General features: G+C 36.2%; 19 protein-coding genes. 9 read left to right on the top strand and 10 right to left on the bottom strand.

Going from position 1 to position 22,568, the window contains the following annotated elements; all coding sequences use genetic code 11:
* Positions 1–59: 59 nt before the first annotated feature.
* Positions 60–692: a GNAT family N-acetyltransferase gene (locus ACU8YW_RS04600; protein ID WP_097892126.1), complete on the top strand. Its 633-nt coding sequence runs from the start codon at positions 60–62 to the stop codon at positions 690–692.
* Positions 693–812: 120 nt separating this feature from the next.
* On the opposite strand, the gene ACU8YW_RS04595 is transcribed toward ACU8YW_RS04600, so the two are convergent.
* Together ACU8YW_RS04595 and ACU8YW_RS04590 are read right to left on the bottom strand one after the other, a co-directional pair.
* Entirely contained in the window at positions 813–2,369 is a 1,557-nt protein-coding gene (locus tag ACU8YW_RS04595) for a fatty acid--CoA ligase (protein ID WP_097892123.1), read from the bottom strand.
* 205 nt (positions 2,370–2,574) lie between these two features.
* Positions 2,575–4,065 carry a coproporphyrinogen III oxidase gene (locus tag ACU8YW_RS04590; RefSeq protein WP_002007015.1) on the bottom strand — a complete coding sequence of 497 codons (1,491 nt, stop codon included), beginning with the start codon at positions 4,063–4,065 and terminating at the stop codon, positions 2,575–2,577.
* Positions 4,066–4,326: 261 nt separating this feature from the next.
* Here ACU8YW_RS04590 and ACU8YW_RS04585 point away from each other — a divergent pair, with 261 nt between their 5' ends.
* Positions 4,327–6,066, top strand: a complete 1,740-nt coding sequence (locus ACU8YW_RS04585; protein WP_426933974.1) for an S-layer homology domain-containing protein — start codon at positions 4,327–4,329, stop codon at positions 6,064–6,066.
* A 56-nt stretch (positions 6,067–6,122) separates the two neighbouring features.
* On the opposite strand, the gene ACU8YW_RS04580 is transcribed toward ACU8YW_RS04585, so the two are convergent.
* Together ACU8YW_RS04580 and ACU8YW_RS04575 are read right to left on the bottom strand one after the other, a co-directional pair.
* The gene (locus ACU8YW_RS04580) at positions 6,123–10,046 is read right to left on the bottom strand and encodes an MSCRAMM family protein (RefSeq protein WP_446894038.1); all 3,924 of its coding nucleotides are present in this window, start codon (positions 10,044–10,046) and stop codon (positions 6,123–6,125) included.
* Positions 10,047–10,437: 391 nt separating this feature from the next.
* On the bottom strand, positions 10,438–11,310 hold the full coding sequence (locus ACU8YW_RS04575; RefSeq protein WP_088062118.1) for a Cof-type HAD-IIB family hydrolase: 873 nt from the start codon (positions 11,308–11,310) through the stop codon (positions 10,438–10,440).
* A 134-nt stretch (positions 11,311–11,444) separates the two neighbouring features.
* On the opposite strand from ACU8YW_RS04575, the gene ACU8YW_RS04570 reads away from it, so the two are divergent.
* Complete coding sequence (locus ACU8YW_RS04570) at positions 11,445–12,062, top strand: DNA-3-methyladenine glycosylase (RefSeq protein ID WP_088062116.1); 618 nt, start codon at positions 11,445–11,447, stop codon at positions 12,060–12,062.
* Between the two features lie 21 nt (positions 12,063–12,083).
* Entirely contained in the window at positions 12,084–12,440 is a 357-nt protein-coding gene (locus ACU8YW_RS04565; protein ID WP_088062114.1) for a hypothetical protein, read from the top strand.
* A gap of 36 nt (positions 12,441–12,476) precedes the next feature.
* On the opposite strand, the gene alsD is transcribed toward ACU8YW_RS04565, so the two are convergent.
* Together alsD and alsS are read right to left on the bottom strand one after the other, a co-directional pair.
* The gene (gene alsD, locus ACU8YW_RS04560) at positions 12,477–13,235 is read right to left on the bottom strand and encodes an alpha-acetolactate decarboxylase (protein ID WP_446894037.1); all 759 of its coding nucleotides are present in this window, start codon (positions 13,233–13,235) and stop codon (positions 12,477–12,479) included.
* A 16-nt stretch (positions 13,236–13,251) separates the two neighbouring features.
* Positions 13,252–14,940, bottom strand: coding sequence for an acetolactate synthase AlsS (gene alsS / locus ACU8YW_RS04555; protein WP_426933977.1), 1,689 nt, complete (start codon positions 14,938–14,940; stop codon positions 13,252–13,254).
* Between the two features lie 399 nt (positions 14,941–15,339).
* Here alsS and ACU8YW_RS04550 point away from each other — a divergent pair, with 399 nt between their 5' ends.
* Both ACU8YW_RS04550 and ACU8YW_RS04545 read left to right on the top strand, forming a co-directional pair.
* Positions 15,340–15,897: an HAAS signaling domain-containing protein gene (locus ACU8YW_RS04550; protein WP_199694994.1), complete on the top strand. Its 558-nt coding sequence runs from the start codon at positions 15,340–15,342 to the stop codon at positions 15,895–15,897.
* 24 nt (positions 15,898–15,921) lie between these two features.
* On the top strand, positions 15,922–16,518 hold the full coding sequence (locus tag ACU8YW_RS04545) for an NDxxF motif lipoprotein (RefSeq protein WP_306007526.1): 597 nt from the start codon (positions 15,922–15,924) through the stop codon (positions 16,516–16,518).
* A 41-nt stretch (positions 16,519–16,559) separates the two neighbouring features.
* Here the strand turns inward: ACU8YW_RS04545 and ACU8YW_RS04540 are convergent, their stop codons facing one another.
* Positions 16,560–16,916, bottom strand: a complete 357-nt coding sequence (locus ACU8YW_RS04540; RefSeq protein ID WP_048545636.1) for a YlbF/YmcA family competence regulator — start codon at positions 16,914–16,916, stop codon at positions 16,560–16,562.
* Positions 16,917–17,059: 143 nt separating this feature from the next.
* Complete coding sequence (locus tag ACU8YW_RS04535) at positions 17,060–18,196, bottom strand: DUF445 domain-containing protein (protein ID WP_446894036.1); 1,137 nt, start codon at positions 18,194–18,196, stop codon at positions 17,060–17,062.
* A gap of 134 nt (positions 18,197–18,330) precedes the next feature.
* Between ACU8YW_RS04535 and ACU8YW_RS04530 the strand changes: the two genes are divergently transcribed.
* Together ACU8YW_RS04530 and yheD are read left to right on the top strand one after the other, a co-directional pair.
* Positions 18,331–19,383 (top strand): YheC/YheD family protein, encoded by a 1,053-nt coding sequence (locus ACU8YW_RS04530; protein ID WP_088062103.1) that lies wholly within the window; start codon positions 18,331–18,333, stop codon positions 19,381–19,383.
* Between the two features lie 20 nt (positions 19,384–19,403).
* Positions 19,404–20,864, top strand: a complete 1,461-nt coding sequence (gene yheD, locus ACU8YW_RS04525; protein ID WP_330938362.1) for a spore coat-associated protein YheD — start codon at positions 19,404–19,406, stop codon at positions 20,862–20,864.
* 16 nt (positions 20,865–20,880) lie between these two features.
* Here the strand turns inward: yheD and ACU8YW_RS04520 are convergent, their stop codons facing one another.
* The gene (locus ACU8YW_RS04520) at positions 20,881–21,126 is read right to left on the bottom strand and encodes a hypothetical protein (RefSeq protein WP_088062099.1); all 246 of its coding nucleotides are present in this window, start codon (positions 21,124–21,126) and stop codon (positions 20,881–20,883) included.
* A gap of 439 nt (positions 21,127–21,565) precedes the next feature.
* Between ACU8YW_RS04520 and sasP the strand changes: the two genes are divergently transcribed.
* A complete protein-coding gene (sasP, locus tag ACU8YW_RS04515; RefSeq protein ID WP_000013339.1) occupies positions 21,566–21,769 on the top strand; it encodes a small acid-soluble spore protein, SasP family in 204 nt (67 codons plus the stop codon).
* A gap of 51 nt (positions 21,770–21,820) precedes the next feature.
* Here the strand turns inward: sasP and ACU8YW_RS04510 are convergent, their stop codons facing one another.
* Positions 21,821–22,555: an amino acid ABC transporter ATP-binding protein gene (locus tag ACU8YW_RS04510; protein ID WP_000623593.1), complete on the bottom strand. Its 735-nt coding sequence runs from the start codon at positions 22,553–22,555 to the stop codon at positions 21,821–21,823.
* Positions 22,556–22,568 lie beyond the last annotated feature (13 nt).

Below are 22,568 nucleotides of genomic sequence, written 5' to 3'. Positions count from 1 at the left end.
TAGAGGAGCCCTTACTATTTATAATAAGTCATTTACATTAATAAAGGGAGTATACAATTATGAACACAGTACAATATAGAAGTCTTGTTAAGGAAGACTATGAGCCTATAAAACATTTAATCGGTGAAGCATTTGGATTTAATGAATTCATTACAGATAAAAAATTTTTAAACTCAGTATTAAACTTTTATCTACACAGTTGTATTTTAGGAAGTTCCTTCAGTAAAGTAGCCGAAAAAGATAATAAAGTGATTGGTGTCATTTTAGGCGATTCTGAAAAAGATAAAAACCGTTTAAAGAGCTTCCATAACACTGTTAGCTTTGCCTTTAACACGCTAAAGCTATTCATAACGAATAAAGAGAATAGAGAATTTCTAAAAGCATTTATACAAGTACAAAAAACATATAAAGAACTCATTCAAGGAAAAGAAGATCAATTTCAAGGCTGTATACAATTATTCATCGTATCCGAAGAATCTAGAGGTCTTGGAGTTGGGAAGTCTTTACTAAACGATTTGTTCCAATATATGAAAAAAGAAGACGTAACATCTTTATATTTATATACAGATAACGAATGCAACTATGAATTTTATGATAGACAAAACTTCCACCGCATACAAGAAAAAGCAGTTAATTTTGGACCAAAGGAAGAAGATTTCAACGTATTTTTGTACCGCTATAACTTTAACTAATTAATATGTATACTTGATGCTTACAAAAATAATAAAAAGCGGAGATACATACTCTCCGCTTTTTTACATATACACTATTTCCTTATTAAGAAAGATAATCTTATTTGTATAAATCGGTTTCTATTGTTTTGCGCCTTTCAACGACTCTCTCAGGACAAATTTTTGTAATTTTCCACTCGCATTACGAGGAAGTTCATCCACAAATAAATAGTGACGTGGACGTTTATAATCTGCTAATTCATCACTTTCTTTACAATATATTTCTAATTCTTCTTCTGTAATCGTTTCATCTTTCTTTACAACGACGGCCACAACACGTTCTCCCCATAATTCATCTGGCTCACCAAGCACCGCAACATCTAATATACCAGGATGACTATGTAGAAAATCTTCAATTTCACGTGGATAAATATTAACGCCTCCGCTAATTACCATATCATCCACACGATCTGCGACGAATAAATAGCCATCTTTATCGAAGTAACCTAAATCACCAGAGTGATACCATCCTTTATACATCGATTTTGCATTTGCTTCTTCTCGGTTATGATAACCAGCCATCATAGTTGGGCCGCGTAAAATAATCTCCCCTACTTCATAAGGAGGTAATACATCATCTGGTTCTGCTGGTGCATCATCATTTGGTTTTACAATGCGGATTTCATGACTAAAGCACGGTGTTCCTGCTGAACCTGCTTTCGTAATTTGATCTTCTTCTACAAGAAACGCAACAACTGGTCCCATTTCTGTCATTCCGTATATTTGTACGAGATCAATATAAAGACGTTCTTTACATTCCTTCACTAATGCTGGAGCCATTGCCGCTCCTCCATATATACCAATCTTCATCGATGTTAAATCGTACTGCGTTAAATCTTTTTGCAGTAACATATTCCACATCGTCGGTGCTGCAAAAAATGTCGTAATCTTCTCTTCTTGAATCGTATGTAATACTCTATCCGTATCAAAGTGATGTAAAATAACATTCTTTCCACCAACTTGAATACGCGGAATGATTCCAGCATTTAACTCGCCGCAATGATATAAAGGCGCCACTACAAGCCCAGCACTATCTCTATTATATTTTAAGAAATACGTACAAATCATACTATGCTCAGCCATTTCACGATGACGATGTAGCACGCCTTTCGGATGACCTGTCGTACCGCTCGTATATAGCATAGAACAATAATCCATTTCATCAATTTCGATATCTACTTTGTCAGAAGATGCTGCGTTCACTTTTTCATGGTAAGAACTAGCATAGGAAGGTGTATCGTCTTCTACGTACCAAAAAGACGAATTTGGAAAATCTCGTTCAATGATAGCAACAGTTGATTCAACTGCTTTTTCAAAGACTACTACTTTCGAGGTTGCATCTTGGAGGATATACGATAATTCTTTTGCTTTTAGGCGGAAATTAATCGGGTTAAAGATCGCTCCAATTTTCGCACAAGCTAAGTAAACGTTTACAAATTCACGGCAATTATATAAGTAAACAGATACAGTATCTCCCTTTCTTACCCCTTCTTTCAATAGAGCTTGCGCCGTTTTATTTATTTGCTCATCCCACTGTTTATATGTCCAGCGAATATTTTTTTCCGGCTCTACTAACGCCTCTTTATTCGGATACTTACCAACCGCTAAATCAAATATTCTCCCTATCGTCATGTACATGCCAACAATTTCCCCCTTTTCTCTTTCATAAATCTATCATTTCGTCCATAAGTAGACATTGTCCTCTAATGATTTGACTAATTTTTCTGATTATTATCGACATAGTTTTACAAACAGTGTGGTCTCTTGATAAATGAAATTATAGCAATTTACTCACAACAATATAAAAAAGAGGCTGTTCCAAATCGGAACAACCTCTTTCTTCTTATACGAATAGCTCTTCTAAAATTTTCAGTTTGTCTTCTGTATATTTTACGAAGCCATCGTTATATGATTTTGGATCTTTCGGATTTGCGAAGTGCGTAATTGCGCCTGTCTTCGGATGAACAAATTTACTTGATGCACCACAGCCAAGTCCGATAATCGATTGAACTTCTTCCATAATAACAATGTTATAAATACTTTCTTGCGTCGGCATTGCATAACCAACGTTCTCTAAGTTACCTAAAATATTCTTTTGACGATATAGGTAATATGGTACGTAATTATGCTTTTGCGTCCACTCTTCTGCTTCGTGCATCATCGCTGTAATTTCTTCGCGACCAGCTACTTTATATTTACGTTTGTTTTGCGTCATTTCAGAAGCACGTTTGAATGATAACGTATGAACTGTTAACGATTCTGGCATTAACTTTTCTGTTTCATCTAACGTATGCTTGAAAATATCTAGCCCTTCACCAGGAAGACCAATAATTAAGTCCATATTAATATTGTTCATTCCCATTTCACGAGCTAAGTGATACTTCTCAATTGTTTCTTCTACAGTATGATGACGCCCAATTGCTTTTAATGTCTCTTGATGGTATGACTGCGGATTAATACTAATACGGTCAATGTTCCATTTATTTAACACTTCTAGTTTTGCTGGCGTAATTGTATCTGGGCGACCTGCCTCAACTGTTACTTCACGCACATTTTTCACATCTGGGAACGCTTCATACATTTCTTCATACAGCATATCCATCTCTTCTGCTGTAATACTTGTCGGTGTACCCCCGCCGTAATAAATCGTCGTAACTGTTACACCTTTTTCTTTTAAAAACTTACCAATTTCCCGAACTTCATAATGTAAACCACCTAAGAATGAATCAACAGAGCCTTGGCGTCCGTTAATTGCATACGCCGGGAATGTACAATATGCACATTTTGTTGGGCAGAATGGAATACCGATATAAATACTTACTTCCTCTTTCAAACGGTATAAATCCGGAACTACCGCTAATTGGCAATCCACAATACGCTGAAGAAGTTCAATTTTCTCTTCATGAATTAAATAGCTTTCACGAAGTTCTTGGTGTGCTTCTTCTTTTGACATACCACTTTGAAGCATTTTATGAAGAAGTTTTGTCGGACGAACTCCTGTTAAAATGCCCCAGCTTTGTTCAAGACCAGTTAACTGCTGAAGAACAGAAAGATATACATAAGAAACAACGTGCTTCACTTGCTTCATACGCTCTTTTTCATCTGTGAAAGCAGATAAATCTTTTGCGAAAGTTTCTTCATACACATTTCCAGTAGCAACATCTGTTAAACGAGCAGATGCTTTCACATTCTCTTCAATGTGTATATCAACGATAAGATTTGCTTCCTCTTGTTCAAATCCAATCGTACTATCTTCAAAAAATAAGCCGCCAATATTTTGCAGCGGACGTAAAAAACGATCATCTTGTAACGTTTTAATTGAAATTAACAACATTATCACCTTTTCATTTGCAAACTCTCTTTAGTTTACTTGAAGGGCGTTTGTAGGTCAATACAGAAGGTTTTACCTTATTTCTATATCCTATTTAAAACAAACTGAATATTAGTTTTTCACGAACTTTCCCTAGTTGTATAGACATTACAATATGCTCTTGTTACAATCTAGAACGTATTAATACTTGGCTACTAATTTAAAATACATCTAAAGGAGGACTGTTAACACGACATATATACTATAACGTGTTAAAAAATAACTATGAAAAAAAGGTTTTACAACATTTTAGCACTATCTTTGGCATTACAAGCATTTATAGCACCTACCCATTCATTCGCAGAAAATATAGAGAAAACTGCGGAATTGTCTATTGATGAACAAGCGTTAAAAAGCATTGAAGAACATGCAAAACAGCATAGACATGACGAAGAAAACGACCTTGAAATCTCGGGTGAATATCTTCTCCACTTATCAACAAAACTTCCACTATACGATGCAAACGACTTAAAAACCAAGACAAATATTGAAATTGCTGAACCAGTAGTAAAGGCAACAAAGAAAAAAGGTAATACATATTACGTACAAACTACATCCGGTTCTGGTTGGGTTAATAAGGAAAATAATAGTTTAGAAGTACAAGAGATTCATAAACTTTCAAATCAAAAACTAATTGTGAAAGAAGAAACATCAATATATTCATTCCCTTTCCAATCGTTTAAAGAAGAAACGACATTACAGCCACAAACAGTAGCTCCTACTGAACAAGCTGGAAATTGGTTTAAAATTCAACTGAACGGAACTGAGAAATGGATTTATGCTCCTTCAGCTACATTTGAAGGTACGAAAGCATCATTATTTGAAAAAACAGGTTCTATCGAAAAGAGGAGCGCAACTTTCTTCAAAACACCATCTAATTTGCCTACAAATAACGTTTATGGTGTTACATTTAAAGAAATGATCGTTCCAAAAGGGAATGAAAACATTCGTCCTGGCTACGCAATGGAACCGAAATACATTACAATTCATGAAACTGCTAATACAAGTAAAGGTGCTAACGCGTTAAATCATGCGAAGTACTTAGATAGCCAAGCCCGCGGAAATACTGATCGTTCAGCATCTTGGCATTTTACAGTGGATGACAAAGAAATTTATCAACATCTTCCATTAAATGAAGTTGGTTGGCATGCTGGAAATAAGACAGGAAACTATGAATCTATCGGAATTGAAATTGCTGTGAATAGTGATGGAAATTATACGAAAGCAGTAGAAAATGCCCGAAAATTAGCTGCTTATTTAATGAACGAATTAAACATATCTCTAGATCACGTGCAAAAGCATCAATTTTGGAGCGGAAAAAACTGCCCTGCATTTATGATTCAACGCGGACAATGGGATGCTTTCTTAAAAGGCACGAATGCTTACTATAATGAACATCGTAAAGAGGTTATGCCACCGCCAGAAGTCCCTCATGAAAAAGACGATATTACAGGTGGTTGGTATGAACAAGACATTCGTCAATTAGCAGCTAGGAAAATCATGTTCGGTGATGGAAATGGTTCTTACTGGCCAAACCGCCTCGTAACACGAGCAGAGTTTGCAAATTTAATGTCGCGAGCTTTAAAATTACCGGCTGGAAACGCTAAATTTACAGACTTAAACGAAGCACATCCATCTTTAGTAGACGGAATTAATCGTGCAGCTAGCGCAGGTATCATTAATGGTCGTGGGAATAATAAATTTGATCCGACTGCTACAATAACACGTGATGAAGCTGTTATTATGATTGACCGTGCATTAGAATATAACTGGATTTATAGAAAAGAAGTGAAATTACCATTCACTGACCAAAATTTAGCATACGATAAGAAAGCATTACAAAATGTTTACGCATACGGCATCGTAAAAGGGAACGAGCGCAATGAATTCGTACCAAAAGGCACAGCAACACGTGCTGAATCAGCCGCATTTTTAAATCGAATGCTTAAGGTTATTGAAGCTTAAACAAAAAACTAAAAGGCATAAGAGATAACATTTCTCTTATGCCTTTTATAAAACTATTAACTATTTTTAATCATAAATCTAAGACGTATCCCTAATAAAACAAGAGCAAAACCAACGAATGGAAGATAATTCATATCATGTCCTGTGGCTGGAAGGCGTTGTGCATGAGACGCACCTTGTCCTTTTTCTGGTGAGGTAGGTTGTTCTTTATCTACGTTTACCATTCCTTCACCCGGTTTCTCTGTCTCTTCACCTGGCTTTTCTGTTTCCTCACCCGGTTTCTCTGTTTCTTCACCTGGCTTTTCTGTTCCCTCACCTGGTTTCTCTGTTTCTCCACCCGGTGTTTCTGTTTCTCCACCCGGTTTCTCTGTCTCTTCACCTGGCTTTTCTGTTCCCTCACCTGGTTTCTCTGTTTCTTCACCTGGCTTTTCTGTTTCTTCACCTGGCTTTTCTGTTTCTTCACCTGGCTTTTCTGTTCCTTCACCTGGCTTTTCTGTTTCTTCACCTGGCTTTTCTGTTTCTTCACCTGGCTTTTCTGTTTCTTCACCTGGCTTTTCTGTTTCTTCACCTGGCTTTTCTGTTTCTTCACCTGGTTTTTCTGTTTCTTCACCCGGCTTTTCTGTTTCTTCACCTGGCTTTTCTGTTTCTTCACCTGGCTTTTCTGTTTCTTCACCTGGCTTTTCTGTTCCCTCACCTGGTTTCTCTGTTTCTTCACCTGGCTTTTCTGTTTCTTCACCTGGCTTTTCTGGACCTTTTTCTGTCTCTTTTTCATTCAATACTTCTTGTTTCGCTACTTTATTAGCTACAACATTTACTTCTACTGTAACCTCTAACGCTTTGTAGCCTTCCGGCGCTTTCGTTTCTTCTAACGTATACTTTCCTGGCACTAAGTTTTCGAATTTCACAACGCCGTCTTTATTCGTTGTTTTCGCCTCTCCAACTACTTGACCAGTTTCATTTTTTAGCTTAAATTCTGCACCTTCTAGAACTTTTCCACTCTCTGCATCCTTTTTGATTACTTGTAAGCTTCCTAGTTCTTTTGCATTTTCTACTTGTACTTGTACTACTTTGTTTGCTTCCACAACGACTTCAATTTCTTCTTTTAACAACTTATATCCTTGTGGTGCTTTCGTTTCTTTTAATGTGTATGTTCCTGGTTCTAATTTCTTAGAGGTTACTTTACCAGTTTTATCTGTTCGTAACGTCTCTACTTTTTTACCATCTTTGTACACTTCAAATTCTGCATCTGATAATACTTTCGCTTTATCTTCTGCATCCACTTTTACGATTTCAAATTGACCAAGGCTCTTACTGTTCGTTACTTTTACATCAATAACTTTTTCACCATCAACTGTTACATGAATTACTTGTTTTGTTAACTCATAACCTTCTGGAGCTTTTGTTTCTTCTAACGTATATTCACCAGGCACTAGTCCGTCTACTTTAACGATTCCAGATTTATCTGTTGTAATTCCTTCTTTTACAACATTTCCTTTCACATCTTTCAATGTAAATTCTGCGCCTGCTAAACGTTTCGCTTGATCTTTATCATCCGTCTTAATAATTTGTAGAGAACCTAAGATTCTTTCGTTTTCTGCCTCTACTTTTACTACTTCTTTCTCGTTTTGTATTGTTACTTTCCATTCTTTATTTGAAAGCTTGTAACCTTCTGGTGCTTTCGTTTCTTTCACTGTATATTCACCTAATGGTAATTTTGGTGACATCACTTTTCCATTCTCATCTGTTTTCAGTTCCGCTACCATTTTACCATCTTTATATACTGTAAATTCTGCACCTGATAATACTTTCGCTTTATCATTCGCATCTACTTTTACAATTTCAAATTGACCTGTTACTTTTTCATTCATAACTTCTTGTTTTACTACTTCATTTGCTACTACGTTTACTTCTACTGTTACTTCTACTGCTTTATAGCCTTCCGGCGCTTTCGTTTCTTCTAACGTATACTTACCTGGCACTAAGTTTTCGAATTTCACAACGCCGTCTTTATTCGTTGTTTTCGCTTCTCCAACTACTTGACCAGTTTCGTTCTTCAGTCTAAATTTTGCGCCTTCTAGAACTTTTCCACTCTCTGCATCCTTTTTGATTACTTGTAAGCTTCCTAGTTCTTTTGCGTTTTCTACTTGTACTTGTACTACTTTGTTTGCTTCCACAACGACTTCAATTTCTTCTTTTAATAATGTATATCCTTGTGGCGCTTTCGTTTCTTTTAATGTGTATGTTCCTGGCTCTAATTTCTGAGAGATTACTTTACCTGTTTTATCTGTTCGTAACGTCTCTACTTTTTTACCATCTTTGTACACTTCAAATTCTGCGTCTGATAATACTTTCGCTTTATCTTCTGCATCCACTTTTACGATTTCAAATTGACCTGTAGCTTTTTCAACAGTTTTTTTATTCAACACATCTACAGTCACTGTTTTATTAGCAGCTACATCAACATGAACTAAGCTAGATGATAGTTCGTAACCTTTTGGTGCTTCAACTTCTTTTAATGTATATGTTCCAACTGGAAGTTGTTTTGATAAAGCTTCACCTTTACCATCTGTAATAATTGTTTCGACAACGTTCCCATCCTTATCTATAACATCAAATTTTGCACCTGGTAAAAGTTGACCAGATTCACTATCTTTTTTCAATAATTTAAATTGACCATTTTCTACTTTTTTCGTATTCTTCATAACAAATTCAATTATGTTTGTATTATCAATTGTTACTTTTACTGGTGTATCAACTTTTATATATCCTTCTGGTGCACTAATTTCTTTTACAAAATAATCACCAAATGGTAAATCTTTAACTTCCGCAATACCCTTTTCGTTTGTTGTAACAGTAGCCACAACATTATTATCTTTGTCTATAACATCAAATTTTGCGTCTTTTAAAACAATGTTTTCATCGTTTTCATCAACTTTTTTAATTTGTAAATGTCCTTTTTCAGCTGCTGGCTTATTCCACTTTGGCCAGTTAAATTTAAAGTTATGGACCTCAAAGCCATCTCTTTGGTGTAATCCTCCAACATAGGCTTGTCCATTAATAGAACCACCTTTTGTTTCTACAACTGCATTAGGTGCAAACACACTACCTACTACACCATAACCTTTAGTTGTTATCTTTGTAGCATTAGGAAATACCCAAATTACCTTACTAGCTAACTCAGTAAAAGATGAATTAGGGTCGTATGCTTGAGATGTATTAATTAAATCCGTCGCCATCCCAGTATTTCTTGTATCATACAAAATTGCACCGCCACCAAAACTCACTTCTTCTGCATCTGAATAAATAACAATAAAGTCTTTATTCTCTACATTCGGAAGAAAAACGTCTTTTACATCAAATGCTTTCTTTCCCGTCTGGCCTGAAGAGACATAAATATTAGGGTTGTTTACATCTTCACCGATTCCAAAGCTCATATTAGGTTTTGGCTTATCAGTGTGTAGTTTACTTGCATCCCCAATTACACCATCAACGTCTTTTCTAAATTCTTTAAACTTAGCATCAATCTCCGCTTGCTCTTTATAAGAGATACGGTCATATGATGATTTCATTGCACCTTCTGGGTCACCATCTTTTGTCATCGCCACTGTTCCATCTTGGATAATTACTTGTCCTGTTCCCGCTTTCGTAAATTGACCGCCTAGTAATAATGACGGATATCCTTCATCTACCCATGTCGCCCCAGCTAAATTATTCGCTCCAGTTGCAGCCGCTAAGACTGTATAACTTGATGCATTCATATTTTTTTGAACAGCCATCGCACCCTCAATATCCGCACTCGTTGCACTATGATCTCCAAAAATGATTGCATTGTAATAAGATACATCACCTAAACCTTTTAATTCTGTTGTAGCTGCCTCTGCTTTATACGGTAAATGGATTAAAAAATTCATACATACTAGTAACACAACTATAAAACTACTACTTAATTTTTTTATTTTTTGATTAAATGATTTCCTCAAAAAATTCATTCCCCCTTTTAAATTTCCTAAAACTACAAAAAAGCATCTTTCATATGTACCAAGCCTTACTCACAATAACTTAAAATCATCCATTTAAATAAAAACAAGAGACTCTACAACTGCTTAATAAAATTACTACAATTCATTTTTGAGATAATACGTGAACTAAACTATCATGCGGAAGTATTTTTTGCATATGGAGCTCAACAAAATTAATCTGAAGAATATTTCATGTGGTGTAACTATTTTGGCAACATCACCCACTTTACAACAGTTTTCTAAAGGATTCAAGTAAATTGTATGAACTTCAGACACAATTTATCTAGTAAAACGTTTTCATCTTTCGAATAAAACCAATAAAAAAACGTAGCCAAAAAGCTACGTTTTTCTTTCATCGTTTCGGTGTATTTTTATGATTTTTCAAAAACGGAAGCGGGAATTGCTTACGGAAATGTTCTTTAATCATATACTCTACACCGTTCTCACTATTTGAACGTGTAATCCAGTCTGCTGCTTGCTTTAATTCTACAGGCGAGTTCCCCATCGCTACACCAAGCCCTACATTTTCAATTACTTCTAGATCTTCTAAACTATCTCCAATCGCAACCATTTCGTTTAGCGAAATATTTAAATGCTCTCCAAGCAATTGTAATCCGCGTAATTTTGATACATTTTGCGGCAAAATTTCTATTCGTTTTGAATCACACTCAATATACTCTATATCTTGGAATGCTTTTCGTAATGTATTTAACCCTCGTTCTTTTTCACCTTTACTTTGGAAAATTACATCAATTTTCGGAGCCGCTACTGGATGATCACGAAGCGCATCACCTAATGAGTCTACAAATTGAACTGGATAAAATAACGGATCTGCACTTGATAATACAGTACGCGCAATTAAGTTTGGTGTATTCCTCTCCCGATTTCCGATTGAAAACCGTTCATGAGAAATGCGGATGTTACAATCAAAGTGCTCTAATACTTGCACAATGTTAAACGTCTTCTCTTCCGATAACCTTCTTTGAACGTACGGCTTATCTAACGTTGCTGAAACGAAAGCACCACCGTGTGTCACTAGGATAGAATCTAATTTTAACGCCTTTGCAACTTTATGAGCAGACTGAAAATTACGGCTCGTAAATAATGTAACGTATACATCTTTTCTTTTCACAAATTCAATTGTTTCTCGTAATCCTTTTGCAATTTTTCCGTTGTTGTATAGTAGTGTCCCATCTATATTAAGAGCTAGTAAGCGATAAATCATGTCGCACTCCCCCTCTTCGCTGTTGTACTCTATCCATAATTTATGAAATAAATGTAGCAAATAGAACGAGTTAGAATTACTACTGAAAATTTGGTTTACTATATACATATACACTCAGTAAAGGAGATAGTACAATGCAAGCACCACCTTCCTTTTATGAAGGCGATACGTTAGAAGTCGCAAAGAAATTACTCGGACAAAAACTTGTACATACTGTAGATGGAATAAAACGAAGCGGAATCATTGTAGAAGTAGAAGCATATAAGGGGCCCGATGATAAAGCCGCACATAGTTACGGCGGCAGACGAACAGATCGCACAGAAGTCATGTTTGGCGCACCGGGGCATGCTTACGTATATTTAATTTATGGTATGTATCATTGTTTTAACGTCATTACAGCGCCAGTTGGCACCCCACAAGGTGTTCTCATTCGAGCCCTTGAGCCAGTAGACGGGATTGAAGAAATAAAACTTGCACGATACAATAAAACCGACATTACAAAAGCGCAGTATAAAAATTTAACGAACGGCCCTGGCAAACTATGCCGTGCCCTCGGAATTACTTTAGAAGAACGAGGCGTATCCTTACAAAGCGACACATTACATATTGAACTCGTCCCAGAAGAAGAACACATATCATCACAATATAAAATAACAGCAGGACCTCGTATTAACATCGACTATGCAGAAGAAGCTGTACAATATCCGTGGCGTTTTTATTACGAGGGGAATCCGTTCGTTTCAAAGAAATAAACATATGTAAAGGGAGAGACTATGAGGGGGAAACCTGAACAAAAAATAGAGTCAGAAAAAGTCTATAAAACGAAGAAAAACCCAAATGGAATGTTTGTAGCGAGAATACTACAAATTCCAAAAGATGAAGATAAACTAGACTTTGTTCTTATTTTGCAAAATAAAAAAACGAAAAATATTATTTATAACAAAGTTTTAGTAACAACAAATAACGACTATTATTCTTTCCGACTCGCTCGTGGGAATATTGAATGGTCCTCCTTACATACTGTTACAGTATGGGATGGGCTTGGGCATCAATTGGTAGAAGTATCAGCCTTAACTGTTAAAGAGAACTATTTCATTTCTGATGAGCATTGTTCCGCATATCGGGATTAATCAAGAATAAAAGGGAAGCCGAATCGGCTTCCCTTTTTACTCTGCACCTTCCGCAGTCGCAATATTATCCTCTAAGTTTTCTCTAGATAATTCAGCCGCCATAAAATCAGCTGTTTCTGGAAGTGCTAAATGCATATGAGCTTTTTGGCAAATTTGGATCGTACAGTTTTCAACAATATAATCGAAAACATGTCCTCCCCCGCTTCTTTCATCATCAATATAATGTAAGTGGAAACCCGCTACACCAATACCTTGCGCGTAATCTGGTGTCCAAAATCCAGCAAGCGTACCTTCTGTATGTTTAAATGAAAAGATTGGTTGTGATTTCGTCACTTCAACGAGCGGTGTATACGGTTTTTCTTGTCTTGGAACAGTTCTCGTTCTTACTTCACGGAACGTACCGTCCATTCGAATACCGTAAAATAAGTTTTTACTTGGCATTAATTCATGTAATAATGCCTCAACTTCTTCACGATTCATTGGACGCTCTACCGTATAACTCATTTCTTTTTCAAAAAACGTTACAGTCGCAAACGGTGTTGTTTCTTCCGGTTCTACTTTTTCTGCTGAACCATCTGAACGTAAATGATAAAATTCGTTATCGAATGCAATCATTTCACCATCTAATTGATCAAATGTACCGATGCCGAAATCACCACGTTCTTTCAATTCCTCAAAGCTAATTACACCATCATATATACCATCTAATAGCGCAAGCATTGTAGATGTTTGATATACTTCATTACTCATTTTCGTTCTTTTTGCATCAATATCAATGAGTTGTGCAACAGTCATCTCAATCATGCCTCCATTAGTTTAATTGGTTTGGTAATAATTTTTCGCTTAATTTAATGTTGTCACGGTAGTCAATTGGAACATCAATAATGACAGGGCCGTCTGCTGCTAGTGCTTCTTTTAATACACCTTCTAATTCATCAGGCGTGTTTACACGAAGACCCTTTGCACCGAAACTTTCTGCATATTTCACAAGATCGACATCGCCAAACTCTGTAGCTGATGTTCTACCGTATTTCATCATTTGTTGGAATGCAACCATATCATATGTACCATCTCTCCATACAAGATGTACGATCGGTGCGTTTAAACGTACCGCTGTTTCTAATTCCATCGAAGAGAATAAGAAACCACCATCACCTGACACGGAAACAACTTTCTTGCCCGGTTCAACTAAAGTAGCGGCAATTGCCCAAGGAAGTGCAACACCTAACGTTTGCATACCGTTACTAAATAATAATCTACGTGGTTCATAAGAACGGAAACATCTTGCCATCCAAATAGAATGTGAACCGATGTCACATGTAACGGTTGTATCGTCACTAATTAAAGAACGAAGTGTACGAATCACTTGAAGCGGATGCGTAACACCTTCTGAAGCACGGTTTGGAACTTCTGCTTGTTCTGATAATTTCGCACGTAATCGTTCTAACACTGCTTCTGATTTCGAACTTAATACAAGTTTCGGTAATTTTTCTGCAATGCTATTTACAGTTAAAGCAATATCACCAATTAATTCGCGCTCTGGTTGGTAATCATGGTCGATATCTGCTTGATGGTCATCAAGATGGATAACCGTTCTGTCTCCAAGTTTATTCCAGAATTTCGGATCATACTCAATTGGGTCATAACCGATCGAAATAACAAGGTCTGCTTCTTCTAGTAAAATATCACCTGGTTGGTTACGGAATAATCCAACACGGCCGAAGAAATGATCTTCTAACTCACGCGAAATTGCACCAGCTGCTTGATATGTTTCAACGACAGGAAGTTCTGTATCCGCAATTAATTCACGAACGGCTTTCGTCACTTCATTTGTGCTCGCTCTCATACCGAGTAAAATAACTGGTAATTTCGCCGATTTTATTTTTTCTACTACATATGTAATTTCATGTGTGGGAGCGATTCCAAGCTGTGGCTTAGAAAGCGCACCGATAGACTCTACAGTCGTTTCCGCTGTCATAACGTCTTGCGGCAGACTTACTAAAGTAGCTCCTGGATTAGTGGAAGTCGCACTTCGGAATGCATTTGATAGTGCTTCTGGCACATTATCAGGATGCTCTACTTCTACGCTATATTTTGTGATTGGTTCGAATAGTGCAGCATTATCCATAGATTGATGCGTACGTTTTAATCGATCCGTACGTGGAACTGCACCAGCTAAAGCAACAACGGGATCACTCTCCGCATTCGCAGTAACAAGACCTGTCGCTAAATTCGATGTCCCTGGTCCTGAAGTTACAAGACATACGCCCGGTTTCCCTGTTAATCTACCAATAGCAGCTGCCATAAATGCTGCGTTTTGTTCATGACGACAAACAATTAACTCTGGTCCTCTTTCTTGAAGTACATCAAATACAGAGTCAATCTTCGCTCCTGGAATACCAAAAACATGTGTAACACCTTGTTTAATTAAACAATCAACAACAAGATCTGCTCCTTTTGTTTTTGTCTTCACGTCGTTTGCTTTTACACCTGTACTCAAACTAATCATCCCTTTATTTCATAATGTGTGTAATAAAGATTTTTAATTTCACCTAGTTAATTAATGTGGTGAAGTATTGTTTATCATTATAGTACAAATGCATTATTTTTCCAAGAATATGAATTTGACATTATTTTGACAAATAATAAAGAATCCGCTTACAACCCTTTATTTATCCTAAAATAATATTTTTATAACTTCTCTAAAAATGTAAGAGAAACTTTTATCTCGTTACAGTATTAAAATCTTAACAGTACCTTGCAAAGAACACTAGCAAATGATATATTTGTAAATATTGGAATACCCATTAATTGGAACGCACTTTGTAATTCGTATCCCCCTTTCAAAATATAGCATTCTCAACTTTAATCCATCATTCTATAAAGGAAAGTGATTGTTATGAACAAAAATGAATTTTTGGAACAACTTAATTCTTCCCTGCGGAATATGCCTAATGCAGAAAAGAAAGATATTATTTCAGAGTATGAAACTCATTTTATCAGTGGTAAACAGGATGGGAAATGTGAAGAAGAAATTGCTAGAAAACTAGGAAACCCCAAAACGATCGCGAAAGAACTTAATGTTTCCTATGCAATAAGCAATGCTGACAAGAAACGAAGCTTCAAAAATATGATAACCGCACTATTTTCTGTTATGAGCTTAAGTGTTTTAAACTTTACCTTTATCATTATCGCCTTTTTCGTACTACTCTTTTTATTACCGATTCTTCTAGCACTTATCATTGCTACTCCACTATTAATCATTTCACCTATTTTATTAATAGGGTTAGGATTTTTTAAAGGGTTTCATCAAATCAGTTATTCCGATGTTTACAATGTGTTCATCGCTTTTTGCAGCGGTTTACTCATATCCGTCATATGTTACCAAATGGTGAAACATCTATACGCAACTTTAGTAAAGTATTTGAAATGGAATATAGCTATTTTACAAAGATAATAATGAATATAAAAGGAGATTAAAATGAAGAAGTATACTTTATATCTACTCATGTTACTTACAATTTTATTTCTATCAGCTTGTTCAAACAGTGCACAACATAAGGAAGAAAACGATGTGCAATCTATTAAAGATGTAACGATAAAAATTCCAGAAACTATATTCACTTCCTCAAAAAAGAATGAAACGATTAACGAAGACGAAATGAAACAAAATATAAAAACGTATTTAAATTATAGCGGAGAGTTAGACGAAAACATCGTTCCACTTTCATCAGCCATGTCTGACGAGGAAGTCACGGAATCCGATCGGAAGAAATTAAAACAACTAGTAGATTTAGCGCAACAAAACGATGCGAATTTCCTTAATTTTATTAGTAACAATACGATTCCTGATGATTACAAACAGCCTTCGAAGGAAATTCATGATTACATTTCAGCGTCTACGGCACTTTCAGTAGAGCTAGAGCAAGAATTAGACAAACTCGCGCAAGATGGTAACTTATTCAAAACTGATTTTTCTTTTACAAAACGCTTTGAGAAAGTGAATGGTAGGAAGCAAAAAGAAATTGAAACATTTTTGAAGGAAAAGAATATTAAGACGGAGTATTTCCACAAATAACAAACAAAAAAGACGCCCCTATACAAGGGCGTCTTCCACTATTACGCTTGTTGTTGCGCGTTATATAATTCTTCAAGTGGCTGCATGATAATTTTGTTAACGTCAGTGATAACGATGTTTAGGCGTTGCTCAGTTTCCATTAACTTTGTGATTTTAGCATCTTGTTGAATGCGAGCTACAACTTCTTGTGCTTTTTGGTTATCTTCTTCAGTGATTTCTTGACCTTGCATCATTTTTTGTTGTAGGCCAAGTTGCATTGTGCGGAACTCATCGAATAAGTTCTTTGAATTTGCATCACCTTGTACTGCTGCGTAGCTTGCTTTTAATGTTTGGAAATCTTCGTTTTCAGCGATTGCTTTTTGTAATTCATATGCAACATCATGAATGTTTTTTGTCATTTTATTTTTCCTCCTTTAGAAGGCTAGCGCTTATCATGCGCACCGCCTTTTAAGTGCATTTACATACGCACCTCTTCTTACCATATCAAACTATGCAAGAGATGTGAAGAAATTTCACTTTTATTTCTATGTACTTATCTTTACTACATAAGGAACAACAGTAATAGCCCTTGCACGAGTCCAATCATTCCGCCTAATAAGGCACCTAAATACGTAATCATTTTCAGCTCATTTCTTGTAATGGACAGCACTAAATCTTCTAGTCGCTCTGTTGAAAATGTAGACACTTCTTGTTGGACAATTTCCGCAAGGTGGAGATTGTTTAATATACTTTCTACGTTTTCTGTCCCCCACTTTAAGCCTTTCGTTACAGCACTTGGGACTAGCTTTTCCTTGATTGTTTCTCGAACTGGCTCACATACTTGCTGCACAGATTGATTTAAAAACTTACTCACTGTTTCCTCCACTTTAACTGCTGACAATATGGAGCTTACAATCATTTCTTTTTCTACAAACGTTTCTAATTCTTTTACATCTCTTCCTTTTAACTTTTCCCACTCTTTTTGCAGTACGTCAGTTAAAAGCTGCTTTGTTCCATCTTGCCCTAAAAACTTAATGACTTCTGGCTGCACACGATCCACTACACTTACATTCCCTAAAAACATTCCGACTAAGTTAAGTAGCGTTCCCCTAGAAGCAAAGAAATCATCAATCATTTTTGAAAGACGTGCTTTCCCTTCTTCACTCTCAAAGAAACTAATTCCTCGCTCTAAAATAAATGCCGAGACATTTCGGATTGTATTCTCTATTTTTTCATGAACAGAATGAGGTAAAACCTGTTCCCATGTATATGTATAATACTCTGCTAAAAATGCCTCTATTTTTTCTGTAATCACATGTTCGATTTTCCCGGTCGCCTCTTTTTCTACATGTACTACATTCCATTTTTCTAACATATGTCGTAACGACTGTTCATTCGTAATTACTTTATCCACTTCTACTTGTGTCCATTGAATTAAACCTTTTTGAAACTCTTCATTTGTTAATTTCTTTCCGATTCCTTCTGGCGTTAACAAATGTTCGACAACCATTTTCCCTAATTGAACAGCAAGTTCATCGCGGCGCTTCGGAATTAACCCTGGTGTAAATGGAACTTGAAATTTTCCAATATAAATAGGGCGATGAGGACGAAATAACATTTTTATCGCTAAATGATTTGTAAATCCTCCAATAATCGCTCCGAGCCCTGTCGTCGTTAACATACTTAACCATATATTCATTACAATCAACCTTTCGCTTCTCCAAAACTATAGCATATCATCATACGGACAAAAGTATAATGGTATAAAAACGTATTTGCAATATATAGCTATGCCTATTATGCCAACATTTTGTTAGTAAAGGAGTGATTTCGTTGGTTCTCGGTATTTTAACTTCTCACCCTCATTATGAGCAAATGTATTACACCGAAATCGCTAAACGCGCTCGGCTTTATCATAATGTCGTGGCCCAGTTTACGCCATTTGGTATTGATCCTAAAACGGACCTTGTCTCTGGTCTTATTTATGATACAGATACAGGAAAATGGAAAGAGCAAATATTCCCTATTCCTTCTTATATTTACGATCGTTCTTCTTTTAACGAGGAAACAGACTTCAACAAAGCAAAATCAATTATTCACTCATTACACAACCGTCCTACCACTACCTTTTTAAATAACACACTCATTGACTTAAGCGAACTTCATGATTTATTTCTCACGAATAAAAAATTATCTCCTTATATACCAAAATTTGAAATAGCAACGATACAAAACATTTTCAAACTGTTATTAAAAACAAAAGATATTATTATACGGCCTACTAACACACATTCCAATGAAAGTCTGTACCGGATCACTTATAAAAACAAAACGTTTCATATCGATACGATAAATGGTGACTATCATACTTCTACTCCAATCAAACGGACAGATGAATTTATATCTTGGTACAAATCTAACATACGATCAGCACGTTACATCACCCATACAATGCTGCAACCACCAAATCAATTAACATACCCGCTCCATATTCGAACCATTTTGCAAAAAAATAAAGAACAGAAGTGGACTGCTATCGGCCAATTTATACAAAAAAGCTCATTTCCGAATCAACTTTTACTTTCGGCAACGGATGATTCCTCGCTGCATTCATTTTCAAAAATTAAATACGTACTATCTAGTACCGGTGTACAATTATTACAAGACGCTTTACATGACATTATCAATGAAGTGTTTCAAACATTAGATGAATCTTATTCTTCGTTATTCGAGCTAGAGCTTTCCACTATTATGGATCAAAAAGGGGCAATTTGGCTTATGTATGTCAACACGATTCCCCCGTACGAACATTACATTCGTCATAGTGATGCACTAGCCGAAAAAATATATCACGGACCACTAAAGTTTAGTCGCTTCACACCATAATGAAAGGAGGTAACACCATTTTGAAAGAGCACATATATACATTAAACATTTCAAATGAGCATCCAAATAGTATTACTTTACCTTACATTTTTTCCATTACACCACCAATTGCATCTCTTTCCTTCGGCGTACGCCATGTTGCAAGTGAAGAGGTGAAAATTCATTATTCCTTTACTCGCGAAATCATTATCGGAAAACAAATTGCAGAGAAACTTTTACTTCCTCATTCCACTACTATCCATGCATTCACGCAAAATGAAACCATTATTTTCGGACCATTAATCGGGATTTTCACAACTGGTTTTAACGATGACTCTTCTAATCCTTTAGGAAACCGTTCAACTTCTCTCAGCGAGTTACTAACGCCACCATTCACCTTGCGACCATTTGTATTTGTTTTTGGTGTGCAACATATAAACTGGGCAGACGAAACAATTGAAGGTTATTTCTTTCAAGAGGAACAGTGGATTAAGAAAAAAGTCCCTTTACCGAATGTCATTTATGATCGATTACCAAATCGGAAAGCCGAAAATTATAAACCGATCGTAAGAGCAAAAAGAAAATTAGAGCATGACTATTCCATTCCGTGGTTTAACCCAGGTTTTTTCAATAAATGGGAAGTGCATCAACTTCTTATGAAAGATGAATCCATTACTCCCTTATTACCAAACACGGAAGCTTTTCAACATTTCGAACAAGTAGAACGCTTTCTTGGCACGTATAAATCTGTTTACATGAAACCGATACACGGTAGCTTCGGGAGAAACATTCATCAAATATTTTACTCTCAAACAGAGAATTGCTACTACTGTCGTTATCGCGAAAATGAAGAAAATAAACTAAGAAAGTACCAATCATTAGAAACGCTTCTGAACCATGTGTTAAAAGGACATGATTTAAAAAAGTTTATCGTACAACAAGGTATTTCCTTACTTCGCTTCGATGGGCAACCTGTTGATTTTCGCATTCATACAAATAAAAATCATTTCGGCCAATGGATGGTCAGTGCAATCGTTGCAAAAATTGCTGGCAAAGGTAGCTTAACAACGCATGTAAATAGCGGTGGCGATACAAAATTACTGCAAGAACTTTTTCCAGATTCAACGAAACAAGTTCAAATTGAAAATAAATTAAAACATACAGCCTTACAAATCAGTTACGCGCTCGATGAACAAGTAACCGGAAATATTGGAGAAATTGGTTTTGATATCGGTTTAGACACAGGGGAAAACCCGTGGCTCTTTGAAGCAAACTCTAAACCTGGGCGAACTGTATTCCAAGATGAAAAGTTAAAAGAACAAAGTGAACTGACGCGCCAATTATTTTACGAATATGCCATCTACTTAACTGAACATTCTTTACGCGATGCAAAAGAAAAAATGTCTCAAATAAAGTCCGGAACTCCAACAAACACCGAACATATCCCATCCCCTATGATTCACTCACAAATACAAAAACAAAAACTTCCACCTCATTCATAAGGTGGAAGTTTTCTATTTACACAAATTTCACTACAACCTCTGTTTCCACGTTACATACTCCGCAATAAAAAATATGATTGCAGTATTCATTTGAATTATTATGTGTTAATCCATCTACTGCACTCAATAATTCTTGGTCCATATACGCACTATAATCGTCTATGTAATCTACAGTTTTTCCATAATCTTGGAGTATACCTTGGCAATTTTGACAAGAATATGTTTGTGATTCTAATGCGTTGCAAAGCGGGCAAATTCCCATCACGATTCCTCCATACGTTATCATTTACAAGCAGATTGAAGAGAGCATCTAGCCGTGCATAGGAGCGTCCTGTCCCCCCTACTTAAAATAGAACTATAAAGTTGCTACCGATTTAATTTTAGTAAGTCATAAATAAGAAGTTAATGATTTGCCCCACAATAGCGGGATACAAAAAGAAAAACATATTTCATATCGCTCTTAGTTTAGCCTTCTTTCTAAAAAATACAACGATTACTCTTATTTCATAATTTACGAAATCACTAAGATTTTTTTACAAAATTTACAAATTATTATTTCGTATATCTTTCTAGGTAACATCCATACTATGAGTACAAACTTAATTACCGATGGATTAGCGCCAAACGGGGCGATAATCTGGTTCAACTCCAGCTAGTCCAACCAAAAAAAATTTTTATAACTCTAAGGAGGATATATTCCTATGGCAAACCAAAATTCTTCAAATCAATTAGTAGTACCAGGAGCAACAGCTGCAATCGACCAAATGAAGTACGAAATCGCTCAAGAATTTGGTGTACAATTAGGAGCAGATTCTACGGCTCGTGCTAACGGTTCTGTTGGTGGAGAAATTACAAAACGTCTAGTTGCAATGGCTGAGCAAAGCCTTGGCGGATTCCAAAAATAAATATATATGGCAAAAAGGTCTCAAGGCATATGCCTTGAGACCTTCCTTCATTTACTGCAACATTTGTAAAAACTTCTTCGTGCGTTCTTCTTTTGGATTTGTAAATACATCTTCTGGTGTACCTTGTTCGACAACGACACCGCCATCCATGAAAATAACGCGGTTCGCAATTTGATGCGCAAAACGCATTTCGTGCGTTACAATGACCATCGTCATGCCTTCTTTAGCAAGTTCTTTCATTACTTTCAGAACTTCTTGAACGAGTTCAGGATCAAGTGCTGACGTCGGCTCATCAAATAGTAACACTTCCGGCTCCATCGCAAGCGCGCGAGCAATTCCAACGCGCTGTTGTTGTCCGCCTGATAATTGGAACGGATATAAGTCTACTTTATCCGCAAGACCAACTTTTTCAAGGAAATAGTTTGCTTTTTTCTTCGCTTCTTCTTTCCCCATCTTTTTCACTGTAACGAGCCCTTCCATTACATTTTGAAGTGCTGTTAAATGCGGAAATAGATTATGGTGCTGGAATACCATACCTGTTTGCGTACGAAGATTGACAATATCTTTCTTCGATACTTTTTGAGAGAAGTCGAGCTCTTTATTACCGATGCGAATATTACCAGCGTTCGGCGTTTCTAACACGTTGAGACAACGCAGGAATGTCGTTTTACCAGATCCAGATGGGCCGATAATAACAACAACTTCCCCCTTCTCAACTGATAAATCTATATGTTTTAGTACGGTATTATCTCCGAAACTTTTTTGTAAATGTTGAATTGAAATCATAAAAACAAAAACT

The organism is Bacillus pretiosus, assembly GCF_052947655.1.
The sequence above is the reverse complement of the archived record's forward strand: the minus strand, read 5'-3'. Positions and strand labels throughout refer to the sequence as shown.